Source organism: Blastococcus sp. HT6-30, from assembly GCF_039729015.1.
In the GTDB taxonomy this organism is placed as follows: domain Bacteria; phylum Actinomycetota; class Actinomycetes; order Mycobacteriales; family Geodermatophilaceae; genus Blastococcus.
In genome coordinates this window covers 1,775,156-1,787,974 of record NZ_CP155792.1, presented here as the reverse complement: position 1 = coordinate 1,787,974, position 12,819 = coordinate 1,775,156, and the positions used below count along the sequence as shown (strand labels likewise).

General features: G+C 75.4%; 10 protein-coding genes. All 10 read right to left on the bottom strand.

The window, feature by feature from the left end; all coding sequences use genetic code 11:
• Window positions 1-37 precede the first annotated feature (37 nt).
• The 10 genes from ABC795_RS08590 to steA all read right to left on the bottom strand — a co-directional run bounded on the left by ABC795_RS08590 (window position 38) and on the right by steA (window position 12,762).
• Window positions 38-979: a site-specific tyrosine recombinase XerD gene (locus ABC795_RS08590; protein ID WP_347060699.1), complete on the bottom strand. Its 942-nt coding sequence runs from the start codon at window positions 977-979 to the stop codon at window positions 38-40.
• Window positions 980-987: 8 nt separating this feature from the next.
• The gene (ald, locus tag ABC795_RS08585; protein ID WP_347060586.1) at window positions 988-2,103 is read right to left on the bottom strand and encodes an alanine dehydrogenase; all 1,116 of its coding nucleotides are present in this window, start codon (window positions 2,101-2,103) and stop codon (window positions 988-990) included.
• A 210-nt stretch (window positions 2,104-2,313) separates the two neighbouring features.
• Window positions 2,314-2,922, bottom strand: coding sequence for an NUDIX hydrolase (locus ABC795_RS08580; protein WP_347060585.1), 609 nt, complete (start codon window positions 2,920-2,922; stop codon window positions 2,314-2,316).
• 2 nt (window positions 2,923-2,924) lie between these two features.
• Complete coding sequence (locus tag ABC795_RS08575; RefSeq protein ID WP_347060584.1) at window positions 2,925-4,649, bottom strand: CTP synthase; 1,725 nt, start codon at window positions 4,647-4,649, stop codon at window positions 2,925-2,927.
• Entirely contained in the window at window positions 4,624-7,038 is a 2,415-nt protein-coding gene (locus ABC795_RS08570; protein ID WP_347060583.1) for a hypothetical protein, read from the bottom strand. Before ABC795_RS08570 ends, ABC795_RS08575 begins: the two co-directional genes overlap by 26 nt.
• Window positions 7,035-8,180 (bottom strand): glycosyltransferase family 4 protein, encoded by a 1,146-nt coding sequence (locus ABC795_RS08565; protein ID WP_347060582.1) that lies wholly within the window; start codon window positions 8,178-8,180, stop codon window positions 7,035-7,037. The genes ABC795_RS08570 and ABC795_RS08565 overlap by 4 nt, the downstream gene beginning before the upstream one ends.
• Window positions 8,173-9,798 carry a lipid II flippase MurJ gene (locus ABC795_RS08560; RefSeq protein WP_347060581.1) on the bottom strand — a complete coding sequence of 542 codons (1,626 nt, stop codon included), beginning with the start codon at window positions 9,796-9,798 and terminating at the stop codon, window positions 8,173-8,175. Before ABC795_RS08560 ends, ABC795_RS08565 begins: the two co-directional genes overlap by 8 nt.
• A complete protein-coding gene (locus ABC795_RS08555) occupies window positions 9,795-10,634 on the bottom strand; it encodes a hypothetical protein (protein ID WP_347060579.1) in 840 nt (279 codons plus the stop codon). The genes ABC795_RS08560 and ABC795_RS08555 overlap by 4 nt, the downstream gene beginning before the upstream one ends.
• Window positions 10,631-11,578, bottom strand: coding sequence for a copper transporter (locus ABC795_RS08550; RefSeq protein WP_347060577.1), 948 nt, complete (start codon window positions 11,576-11,578; stop codon window positions 10,631-10,633). Before ABC795_RS08550 ends, ABC795_RS08555 begins: the two co-directional genes overlap by 4 nt.
• Window positions 11,575-12,762, bottom strand: a complete 1,188-nt coding sequence (steA, locus tag ABC795_RS08545; protein ID WP_347060576.1) for a putative cytokinetic ring protein SteA — start codon at window positions 12,760-12,762, stop codon at window positions 11,575-11,577. Before steA ends, ABC795_RS08550 begins: the two co-directional genes overlap by 4 nt.
• Window positions 12,763-12,819 lie beyond the last annotated feature (57 nt).

Sequence of the window (12,819 nt, the reverse complement as noted above, 5' to 3'; positions counted from 1 at the left end):
AGTCGTAGTTTCTGCTGAACGACCGACCGGAAAGCTGTCAGGTGAGAGCGCGTGGATGACTGGTGGCGTAGACCTCGCGTAGCCGGTCGACCGTGACCAGCGTGTACACCTGCGTGGTGGTCACCGACGCGTGCCCGAGCAGTTCCTGGACGACGCGGACGTCAGCGCCGCCGTCGAGCAGGTGGGTGGCGAAGCAGTGCCGCAGCGTGTGCGGGGAGATCTCGCCCGTGAGCCCCGCCCGCTCGGCCGCCGTCCGCAGGATCGACCAGGCGCTCTGCCGGGACAGCGGGCCGCCGCGCACGTTGAGGAACAGCGCGCCGCCCCGGACACCGGCCTTGCCGGCGGCCGCCAGCGCGGGGCGGGCCCGCACGAGGTACTCCTCGACGGCGCGCAGCGCGTAGCTGCCGACCGGCACCACCCGCTCCTTCCCGCCCTTGCCCGCCAGCCGGACGGTGTGCTGACCGCGGTCGAGGTCGTCGACGGCCAGGCCCACCGCCTCGGATATGCGCGCACCCGTGCCGTAGAGCACCTCGAGCAGGGCGCGGTCCCGCAGCCCGCGCGGCCCCTCGATCCCCCCCGCCGCCTCGATCAGCGCCACCACCGACTCCACCGGCACCGCCTTCGGCAGCCGCCGGCCCGGCGTGGGCGGCCGCACCTCGTGGGCCACGTCGTCGGGCACCAGCCCGTCGAGCAGCGCGAACCGGTGCAGCCCGCGCACCGCCACGACCGCCCGCGCCGCGGAGGTCGCCGACAGCGGCGGGTGCTCGTCGTCGCCCCGGCGCAGCGCCGCGAGGAAGCCCGCGACGTCGGACTCGGCGATCTCCCGCAGCCCGCGCACGCCGGCCGTGGCCAGGTACTCGGTGTAGCGCCGCAGGTCCCGCCGGTAGGAGGCGATCGTGTTGGTCGCCAGACCCCGCTCGACGGTCAGGTGGTCCAGGTAGCCGGTGACGACGCGCTCGACGTCGGGACCGGCCGACAGGGCGCTGCTCAGAGGAGCACCTCCTGCAGGGGAACGGTGTCCATGCCGTGGGCCTCGGCCACCTCGGGCAGGACCACTCGGCCGTCGACCACGTTCACGCCGTGCGCCAGCGCGGGGTCGCGGCGGACGGCGGCCGCGGTGCCCTCGGCCGCCAGCGCCATCACGTAGGGCAGCGTCACGTTGGTCAGCGCGTGGGTGGAGGTGTTGGGAACCGCTCCGGGCATGTTCGCCACGCAGTAGAACACCGAGTCGTGCACCCGGAACGTCGGCTCGTCGTGGGTGGTGGGTCGGGTGTCGGCGAAGCAGCCCCCCTGGTCGACGGCGATGTCGACCAGCACCGAGCCGGACTTCATCCGGGCCACCAGCTCGTTGCTCACCAGGGTGGGCGCCTTCGCGCCGGGCACGAGCACCGCGCCGATGACCAGATCGGCGTCCAGCACCGCCCGCTCGACCTCGTAGGCGTTGGAGGCCACGGTCTGCAGGTGGCCCCGGTAGATGCGGTCGGCGGCGCGGAGCTTGTCGATGTCCCGGTCGAGGACGACGACCTCGGCCTGCATGCCGAGGGCGATCGCCGCGGCGTTCATGCCGGAGACGCCGGCGCCGATGACGACGACCTTGGCGGCGTGGACCCCGGAGACCCCACCGAGCAGCACCCCGCGGCCGCCGTGCACCCGCTCCAGGCAGTGCGCACCGACCTGCGGCGCCATGCGGCCGGCGACCTCGGACATGGGCGCCAGCAGCGGCAGCGCCCCGTCGGCGGTCTGCACCGTCTCGTAGGCGATCGCGGTGGTGCCGGAGGCGACGAGGGCGTCGGTGCACTCCCTCGACGCGGCCAGGTGGAGGTAGGTGAACAGCGTCTGACCGGCCCGCAGGCGGCCGTACTCCTCGGCCACCGGCTCCTTGACCTTGAGCAGCAGGTCGGCGTCGGCCCAGACGTCGTCGGCCGAGGCGACGATCCGCGCGCCCGCGGCGGCGAAGTCCGCGTCGGGGATCGAGGACCCCTCGCCCGCCCCTTGCTCCACCAGCACCGTGTGCCCGGCCCGGGTCAGCTCCGTCACCCCGGCAGGGGTCAGCGCCACCCGGTACTCCCGGTTCTTGACCTCTCGGGGAACCCCGACCCGCATCGACTCACTCCTGGTCCCGGCGGGCCGCTTCCGGGTGTGACGGGGCACCCCACCGCGTCGTGGGCCGCCCGGTCGGGACGGACCTCGGCCGGAGTGTAGGCACGGCGACCGGCCCCGGCCGAGCATCCATTCATGACCGTTCCGCGCGCCTGCCGTCCCCGTGGTGGGCGACGAGCTCGCCGCGCCGTCCGACGGGCTCGCGGGCGCGTCCTACCCGGCGTCGACCGGCCGCAGCCGCGGGCCGGTGGCCCGCGCCTGCCCCGCGGCGAGCAGCCCGACGACGGCGGCGGAGTTCCGGATCTCGCCGTCGAACACCCGCTGGACGGCGTCGCCGAGCGGCACCCGCTCGACGGTCATGTCCAGCTCCTCGTGCTCGACGGTGAACCCCTCGGGGCGGCCTACCTCGCTGAGCTCCTCGGCGAGGTAGACCAGCACCATCTCGTCGCAGAAGCCCGGGCTGCTGTAGTGGGTCGTCAGCAGCGACCAGCGCTGCGCGGCGAGGAGGGCCTCCTCGGCCAGCTCACGCTTCGCGGTCTCCAGGGGCGGCTCGCCGTCGGCGTCCCGGAGACCGGCCGGCAGCTCCCAGAGATAGCCGCGGACGGGGTGCCGGTACTGCCGGATCAGCACCACGTTGCCGTCGTCGTCGAGCGCCACGACGGCCACGGCACCCGGGTGGCGCACCACCTCGCGAACGCTGTCCCCGCCGCCGGGCATGGCCACCGTCTCGGCGACCAGGCGGATGACCCGGCCCTCGTAGACCGGCCGGGTGTCCAGGACGCGGTACTCGTGCGGGGCGTCGTCCGAGCTCGGGGTGGTCATCGTCAGATACCGACCTTCTCTGCCTCGTCGACCGGCACCGGCAGGCGCGCGGCCTCCTGGTGGTCGACCGCCGCCTGCACGAACGCGGCGAACAGCGGGTGCGGCCGGGTGGGCCGGCTCTTCAGCTCGGGATGAGCCTGGGTGCCGACGAAGAACGGGTGGGCCTCGCGGGGCAGCTCGGCGAACTCGACCAGCAGCCCGTCGGGCGAGGTGCCGGAGAAGACCAGCCCGGCGTCGCTGAGCCGGTCCCGGTAGGCGTTGGCGACCTCGTAACGGTGCCGGTGCCGCTCGGTGATCTCGGTCGAGCCGTAGGCCGCCGCCGTGACCGAGCCCGCCTGCAGCGCGGCCGGGTAGCTGCCCAGGCGCATGGTGCCGCCGAGGCCCCGCTCACCGGCGATGACGTCGACCTGGCTGGCCATGGTCGCGATGACCGCGTCGGGGGTCTCGGGGTCGAACTCCGCCGAGTTGGCCCGCTCCAGGCCGGCGACGTTGCGGGCGTACTCGATGACCATGCACTGCAGGCCCAGGCACAGGCCCAGCGCCGGGACGCCGTTGACGCGCGCGTGCCGGATCGCGCCGAGCTTGCCGTCGATGCCGCGGACGCCGAACCCACCGGGGATGCAGACGCCGTCGACGCCGGCCAGCGCCTTCTCCGCGCCCTCGGGCGTCTCGCAGTCGTCCGACGGCACCCAGCGGATCTGCACCCGGCTGCGGTGGGCGAAGCCGCCGGCCCGGAGCGCCTCGGTGACCGACAGGTAGGCGTCGGGCAGGTCGATGTACTTGCCGACCAGCGCGATGGTGACCGTCTGCTTGGGCGCGTGCACGCGGTCGAGCAGATCCCCCCACACCGTCCAGTCGACGTCCCGGAACGGCAACCCCAGCCGGCGCACGACGTAGGCGTCGAGGCCCTCGCGGTGCAGCACCTTCGGGATGTCGTAGATCGACGGGGCGTCCGGGCACGACACCACGCCCTCGACGTCGGTGTCGCACATCAGGCTGATCTTGCGCTTGAGGCCCTCGGAGATCTCCCGGTCCGACCGGCAGACCAGCGCGTCGGGCTGGATGCCGATGCTGCGCAGCTGGGCGACCGAGTGCTGCGTCGGCTTGGTCTTCAGCTCGCCCGACGGCGCGATGTAGGGGATCAGCGAGATGTGCAGGAAGAAGCAGTTGTCCCGGCCGATCTCGTGCCGCACCTGGCGGGCGGCCTCCAGGAAGGGCAGCGACTCGATGTCGCCGACCGTGCCGCCGATCTCGGTGATCACCACGTCCACGCGCTCGGCACTGTCGGCGCCGGCGAGGATGCGGGCCTTGATCTCGTTGGTGATGTGCGGGATCACCTGGACGGTGTCGCCGAGGTACTCGCCACGGCGCTCCTTGGCGATCACGTCGGAGTACACCTGGCCGGTGGTGACGTTCGCGCTGCCCGAGAGGTCGGTGTCGAGGAACCGCTCGTAGTGGCCGATGTCCAGGTCGGTCTCGGCGCCGTCCTCGGTGACGAACACCTCGCCGTGCTGGAAGGGGTTCATCGTCCCGGGGTCGACGTTGAGGTACGGGTCGAGCTTCTGCATCGTGACGCGGAGGCCACGACTGGCCAGGAGGGCGCCCAGCGAACTGGCCGTCAACCCCTTGCCCAGAGAGGAGACAACCCCGCCGGTGACGAAGACGAACTTCGTCGGCTGGGAGTTGTGCAGAAGCCCGCGATCACGTGTTCCAGACGGTCGACCCACGGGATACGACCGTAACACGACCGGCGCCGTCTGCCCGACCGGAGTCGGGGCCGCGACCGGTCGCCTCCTCCGTTCCGGGGGCCCGGGCGTCCGGAACGACCGCGAGCCACACGAGCAGCGGGACCAGCAGCGCCGCCGCGGTCGCCGGGACGGCCACGCCCGAGTCGTTCACCGCCGCCCCGATCGTGAGGCTCAGCGCGATCGCCAGCAGGGTCGCGCGCAGCACGGCGGTGTCCGCAGGCGGAAGACCGCCCGGCCCGCGCGCCGGGGCACCGGCACCGGCGGCGGCGCTGCGCAGCGGTCCGCCGCGCCGCAGCAGCCAGACCCCGGCCACCAGGGCAACCGGCAGCATCCAGGCCAGCGGGCTGCCGAGCAGGATGCCGATGTTGGCCGAGGCCTTGCGGCTGACCACTGTCCACGCCTCGCCGCTCTGCACCTGCTCGATGAAGCGACCGAGGTGGGTGCGCTCGCCGGCCGGACGGAGCCAGTCCAGGACCGCCACCGTCCCCACGGCGACGACGGCGGCGGCCAGGATGGCGACCAGGCGGACGACCGTGACCCGCACCCCGGTGAGCAGCATGGCCAGCAGCAGGAACCCGGGCAACGCCGCCAGGACCCCGCCGAAGTCCCGGCCGAGCGGGGGCGCCCCGATGAGCCCGACGGCCAGCAGCCCCGCGGCGAGGACGACCGCCCCGGTGCGGACCCGGCGACGCGCCGGGGCGGCCCGCCGGCCCGCCGCCGTGGCCAGGGCGGCGGTGACCGCCAGCGCGCTCACCGAGAGCAGCCCGAAGGTCAGGTTGCCGTAGCCGGTGAACCGCCCGGCGACGACCGCGTCGTAGCCCAGGGGTCCGTTGAGCTCGAGCGGTGAGCCGGTGAGGACGTCGGCGACCAGGGTGCCGAGGGTGATGGCCAGGACCGCCAGCGGCGGGCCCAGCGGGCGCCGGCGCCACGGTCCGAGGGTGGCGACGGCCAGCACGACCAGGTCGGCGACGACGACAGCCGCTACGAGTGCGGCCAGCGGTGCGCCGGCCCGCTCCCAGGGGGCGAGCCCCGCCAGGTAGGTCGCCGCGGGCAGCGCGGCCGCCGCCAGGCAGAGCAGGCGCACCGCCCGGCGCGCCCGCGTCCACGTGCCGGGCGGCCGGTGCCGCCGGCCGGTGCCGACGACCAGGATCCCCAGCCCGACGACGGCGGCGCCGATGAGCACGAAGGTCCAGAAGAATCCGCCGGTGTTGCGGTGGTGGGTGATCGCCGCGGTGTTGACCCGCTCCAGCTCGGCCACCGCCTCGGCCAGCGCCGGCCGCTGCCCCGTGCTGCGCCACGGCTGCCCGTTCATCGACGGCGGCGTCGGGAGGCCGAGGGCCCGCAGGGCCGTCGGGGCGACGTCGATCAGCTGCACGAACGGCGCCCGCCCGGTGCTCGCGGAGGTCAGCCAGCCCGCGCCGAACCCGGGGCCGGTGGCGATCCCGACGTGCAGCTGGGGACGGCCGTCGTTGACCTCGGAGATGCCGGCGAGCAGCAGCAGGGTGTCCCCCGGCAGCTGGTCGACTGCGGTCAGCACCCGCCCCACGGCCTCGTCGATCCGGCCGAGCGCGGCGGCACGGGGCTCGGGCCGGGTGCCGTCGTCGGTGGGCTCGGCACCGGGCACCCCGGCGTCGGTGAGCTGGTCCAGCGAGACCAGGCCGAGCGGGCAGGCGGTGAGCAGCTCGGCGAGCTCCTCCGGATCGCCCGGCAGGGTGGGCGCCGCGGTGAGCGGCACGCCCGGCGCGGCGGCGGCCAGGGCCGCGGCCCGGCCGACCACCGTGGCGCACCCGACCGACTCCCCGAGGGCACCGGGCTCGGCGCCGAAGCGGACGGTGCCCTCGTCCTCGGCGATGCGGGCCACGGTGGCCTGCGGATCGCCCAGCGCGACTCCCGCCACCCGCTCCTGCAGGCCGCAGTGCGTGAGCGAGGTGTCCAGCCGCGGCTCCTCGGCGGCCTCCGGCTGCTCGGCGCCCTCGCCGTCCGGCACGGGCTCGCCCCCGCCGTCGGGCACGGGCACCGTGGGCAGCGGCACCGGGGGCAGCCCGTCGTCAGTGCCCGGGAAGCGTGCCCGGTTGCCCGCGCCCAGCGTCGCCCAGCCGTCGAGCAGGCAGCTGGTCGAGCGGGCGGCCCGCACCGAGGTCGCACCGATGGCCGACTCCTCGGCCAGCGACCACAGCTCGGGGGTGGTATCCGGGTCCAGGTCGGCCCAGGTCAACCCTGGCACGCCCACCACCACGACCCGGTCGGCCGGGTAGGGGCTCCCGTCCGCCGCCGCGCCGGCCCGGGCGGGCAGGCCGACCAGGAGCAGCACGAGGAGCGCCAGGAGGGCGGTGGCCCGGCGCGCGGTCCGCACCGCCGGGCCGTTCATGCCCCGGGCCGGGCCGTCGTCCCCAGCAGCTCGCGGTAGATCCCGACCAGCTGGGCGGCCGTGCCCTCCTCGTCGGGCCAGCTGGCCGCCTGCCGGAGCCCCGCCGCGGTGAGCTCGGCGGCGTGCGCCCTGTCGCACAGCACCCGCACCACCGCCTCCGCCAGCGCGTCGGCGTCACCCACCGGAACCAGCTCGGCGGCGTCGCCGAGCAGCTCCGGCAGCCCGCCGGTGCGGGTGGCCACCAGCGGGACGCCCGCGCGGAGTGCCTCCTGGGCGGTGAGCGACCGCGCCTCCCAGCGGGAGGGCAGCACGCAGAGGTCGGCGGCGGCGAGCAGGTCGGGGACGTCGTCCCGCCGGCCGAGCAGGGTCACCGGCAGCGCCTCGGCACGGATCCGCGCGGTCAGCTCGTCGTGCAGCGGCCCGTTGCCGGCGACGACGACCAGGGGCGCGGGGCGCAGGCGCTGGTCGGCCGACCAGCGGGCCACCGCGTCCAGGAGGACGTCGTATCCCTTCTGCGGGTGCAGCCGGCCGACCGCCACGACCAGCGCCCGGTCGTCATCGAGCCCGAGCTCCTCGCGGACCTCGCCGGGGGCGCGCGTGGCCGGCGGCAGCAGCGGAGCGGACACCGGTGCCAGGCGCACGTCCCCGGCGCCCAGCCGCCGGGCGTTCTCCGCCAGGTCCGCCGAGGCGGCCAGCACGACGTCCGCAGCGCGCACGGTGGCCCGTTCGGCCCGCTCCAGCACCCGGCGGCGCAGCCCGCCGCCCTCCGGCAGGGCGTTGTGCAGCGTGAGGACCAGCCGGGTCGAGGGTGCGCCCAGCCGCCGCGCGGCCGCGGCGACCAGGCCGGCGCGCAGACCGTGGGCGTGCACCAGGTCGCTGCCGGCCAGCGCCGCACGGAGCGCCTGCACCGCCCGGGCGTCGGCCCCGGGCGCCAGCCCGGCGGAGATCTCCACCGGGGTGAAGGTCGCGCCCCGGCCGGAGAAACCGAACAGCTCGTCGGTGGCCCGCGGCCCGCAGACATCGACGGCGGCGCCGGAGGCGACCAGCGCCGGCAGCACCGAGCGCACGTGGGTGCCGACCCCGCCGGTGCTGGTGGCCAGCACCTCGATGATCCGGCGGTCCCGCAGGGCCGGCTCAGCCACTGCGCACCTCCTGCTCGCCCGTGGACCGCAATTCCCGGATCGCCCCCACCAGCTGCGCGCGGGCCGTGCCCATCATGACCGCCAGCGCCACGACGAGCACGGTTCCCCCGGCCAGGATGCCGGCGGCGAGCGTGGCCAGCAGCCCACCGTCAGGCACCGGATCCGCGTCCAGGGCCCGGGCGAGCCAGAGCCCGGCGGCCCCGCCCGCGGCTGCCGCCAGGACCGCCGCGGGGCCGGTGCGGGCCAGGCCCCCCAGCGCCCCCCGGCCCGCGACGCGGGCGACCACGACCAGCAGCCCGGCCCCGGCGACGGTCACGCCGACGGTGTGCCCCAGCCCGAGCGCCAGCGCCCGGTCCTCGGCGGGCAGGGCCCGGGCGAGCACGATGTCGGCGACGACGGCGAGCAGCCACCCGCCGAGCAGGCAGACGGTGGGCGCCTGCCACACGCCGCGCGCGTAGAGCGCCCGGGTCAGCAGCGCCACCAGCCCGTAGCCGAGCAGGCCCGGAGCGAAGGCGACGATCGTGTCGCGCAGCGCGGACACCTCGGCGTCCGTGCCCGACCCGAGGAAGACGCGCGCCATCGGCCCGGCGGTCGCGACCAGGGCCGCGGCGGCGACGGCCACGGCGGTGACCGTGAGCACGGTGACCGGCGCGAGCGCACGGCGGTAACCGGCCTCGTCGCCGCTCTCGGCCCGCTCGGCCAGCCCGGGGTAGGCCGACGTCGCCAGCGGGACGGCCAGGGCGGCCCAGGGCAGGAGGAAGACGGTGAGGCCGGCCGCGTAGATCACCTGGGTGCCGTCGGGAGCCCCGTCGTTGGCCAGCCGGATGGCGACGGCGGCCAGCAGCTGCTGCCCCGCGAGGGTGAGCACGCCGGCCAGGGCGAGCCGGCGCACCCGGGGCGCCGCGCCGACCGGGAAGCGCAAGGCGGGCCGCAGGCCCAGGCGTAGCCCCCGCATCGGGAGCAGCAGGCTCAGGCTGAGGGCGACCACGCCGACCGTCGTCCCGACGCCGAGCACCAGCTCCGCCGGGGTGGAGAGCCCGGCGACGTCCCGGTCGCCGCCCATGGCGGCGAAGAGCAGGTACGTCGTCGCCACCACCACGCTGGACAGCAGCGGCGCCAGCGCCGGGCCGGCGAAGCGCCGGTGCGCCTGGAGCACGCCGGTGAGGACGATGCCGACCCCGTAGAGGACGACCTGCGGCGCGAAGACCAGCAGGAAGCGGCTGGCCAGCGCCACCTCGACCTCGTCGCCCCCGCCGAGCAGCAGCCGGGCGATCGGCTCGGCGAGCACCGCGAGCAGGACCGCCAGCGGGATCAGCAGCAGGAGGGTCCAGCCGAGCAGGGCCGAGGCGGTGCGGCGCACCTGCTCGCGGTCGCCCGCGGCGATGCCGCCGGCGAGCATCGGCACGACCAGGCTGGCCAGCGCGCCGCCCGCGACGACCTCGAAGACGATGTTCGGGACGTTGTTGGCCGCCAGGTAGGCGTCACCGGTGCTGCCGGCGCCCACCGTGTTGGTGAACACCAGCGTGCGGCCGAAGCCGGCCAGCCGGGCCAGGAGGGTGAGCGCCGCGATCAGGGCGGCGGCGCCGGCCACCCCGCGCGCCACCTGCCGGGTGCTCACGACGAGCGGCGACCGAGGCGGTCCAGATCGCGGAGTCCCGGGGTGGCCTCGATGACCCTGGTGAAGCTGATCCGCTCGCTGGCCAGGGTGAGCGCGGTGATCGCGGCGAGCGCGCCGGCCCGGGCCCCGCGCGAGTGCGCTCCGGCCAGCCGCAGCCCGAGGAGGGCGCCCAGCGCGTTCGCGCCGCAGTCGCCGAGCATGATCCGCTCCCCGAGGTCCTCGGGGAGCACCGCGAGGGTCGCCCCGAGCGGCCCGGCCACCAGACCGCCGGCCGGACCGCCGAGACCGGCGACCGCGGCGATCGCCCCGGCCTTGGCCGCGCGCCCGGGCCGCAGGTCCAGGAGGTTCAGGAGGTTGGCGGTTCCAGCGACCAGGCCGGTGGTGAGGACGCCGTCGACCAGGGCCGCGCTCCCCCGGCCGGGGCCGCGGGTCAGGAACGCGGCCGCGGCAGCGGCGGCACCGATGCCGGTCACCTTGACCGCGCCGGCCGAGACCCGGCCCTCCCGCAGCGCCCGCAGGTGCCCGGCCAGCCCCTTGTCGCGGGCCTGCTCCGGTCGGGCGCCGGCGAGGTCGTCGTAACCGCCCACCAGACCCGACACGGCGCCGACGAGCGCAGCCGCGGCACGGGTACCGGGCGGTGCGCCCAGCACCGCGCCCGCCGTGGCCGAGAACGCCAGCGCGGGGCCCCCGAGCAGGCTCACCGGACGACCGGCGTAGTTGGTCCGCCGCCACGGCGCGCCGGCCGGGCGGTCGGTCAGCGCGGCGGCTCCGGCGAGGGCGGCCCGCGCCGACGCGACGCCGGCCAGCGCGAGCAGCGCGGGGCGCCGGCCGCTCACTGCGCGGCGGCGGGCACCGGCGGCACCGGCTGGGTGTCCTCGCCGGTCCCGTACTTGCCCGACGTGCCCTGCGACTCCTGCCCCAGCGCCAGGACGGTGCTGATCCGCCCGACGACGGTGGCGACGTTGTCGACCGTGGAGATCGCCGTCGCGAGCGCCGGGTCGGCACGGATGGTGCCGATGAGCCCGTTCGGGCGGGCCGATGTCGCGTCGCCGGCCACGACGGCCCCCTGCCCGCGGGCGTCCAGCGCGGTGGCCAGCTCCACGAGGGCGGCGTTGCGGCGCTCGGCGTCGTCGCCGGTGAAACCGCTCCCGGTGAGGAGCACCGCGTGGTCGGCGGGCGTGACCGACGCGCCCTCGGGGATGAGCACGTCCAGCGAGCTGAGGCCGGCGAGGACCGAGGACACCGCGGCGGGGTCGGGGACCGGGCCGCCCGGCGGGACCATCAGGACCTGGGACAGCAACGAGGCCACCAGCGCGTCGGCGTCGCCGCTCTCGGGCAGCTGCACACCCGCGGGGAGGCCGGAGCCGGTGACGTAGCTCTGCAGGGCGGCGCCGGTCGCCGGGTCGCTGTACGCGGGCTCCAGCCGCACCACGCCGCTGACCGAGCCGCCGGCCTCGCCGATCAGGTCGGTGACCGCCTCGACCGTCTCCGGCGTGACGGTCTCGTTGGTCGGGATCAGCAGGACGCTGCGGTCGGTGAGCGTGCCCTCGACCAGTGCGGGGCCCACGGCCTCCTCGAACTCCTGAGAGGTGTCCAGCTGGGACTGCAGCTCCTGGGTGCGGTCCTCGAGGTTCCGCTTGTCCCGCTCGAGAGCGGCGACCTGGTTCTCGATGTCGGCCAGGATCGGCTCGTTGAGCGCGGTCGTGCCGATGACGATGCCCAGCGCCACCGCCAGGAAGACCGCGATCAGCGAGACCAGGTGGTAACGGAAGTCGATCACGAGAAGAGGTTCTCCAGCCAGAACATGAAGCTGTTCCATTGGTCGAGCAGCAGATCCAGGTAGACGCGCCCGGCTGCGGAGAGGGCCAGCGCCGATCCGATGGCGATGAGGGCGGCGATCACCAGGATCACGAGGGCGGTGGTCGAGATGCGGCTGCGGTAAAGCCGGCTGACGCCCTTGGCGTCGACGAGCTTGCCGCCGAGGCGCAGGCGGGTGAGGAAGGTCGAGGCCATGCCCCCGCGGCCCTTGTCCAGGAACTCCACGAGGGTGGCGTGGGTGCCGACGGCGACGATGAGCGTGGCGCCCTTCTCATCGGCGAGGAGCATCGCGATGTCCTCGCTGGTGGCGGCGGCGGGGAAGGTGATGGCCTCCACGCCGAGGTCCTGCACCCGGGCCAGGCCGGGAGCGCGGCCGTCGGCGTAGGCGTGCACGACCACCTCGGCGCCGGAGCGCAGGACGTCGTCGCTAACCGAGTCCATGTCGCCGATGATCATGTCGGGCGAGTAGCCGGCCTCGACCAGCGCGTCGGCGCCGCCGTCGACGCCGATGAGGACCGGGCGGTAGTCGCGGATGTAGGAGCGGAGGGCGTGCAGGTCCTCCTTGTAGTCGTAGCCGCGGACGACCACGAGTACGTGCCGGCCCTCGATGGACGTGGTGACGTCGGGGACGCCGACACCGTCGAGCAGGAGCGCGCGCTCCCGCTTCATGTACTCCATCGTGTTGGCGGCGAACGCTTCCAGCTGCACCGAGAGACCGGCCTTGGCATCCGCCATCGCGGCCGCCACCGTCGCGCTGTCGTGGACGGTGCCCTCCGCGACCACCGCGCCCTGCTCGTCGAGCAGCTTGCCGTCGTCGAGGCGGACCCGGGTTCCCTCCTTGAGCTTGGCGAACACGTCCTTGCCGACGTCGTCGAGCAGCGGGATGCCGGCGTTGATCAGGATCTCGGGGCCCAGGTTCGGATACCGGCCGGAGATGCTGGGGGCGGCGTTGACCACCGCGGCGACCTTGCAGCCGACGAGCGCATCGGCGGAGACCCGGTCGATGTCGACGTGGTCGATGACGGCGATGTCGCCGGGGCGCAGCCGTTTCGTCAGGTTCTTGGTGCGGCGGTCCAGACGGACGGTGCCGGCGACGCCGGACCCTGTCTCCTGTGCCCGGCCGCGGCGAACGGTGCCGATGCGCATGACACCGCATGCTGCCACGCGAAGTTCCGCGGCCGTTCGTCCGACGCGCATGGGCGA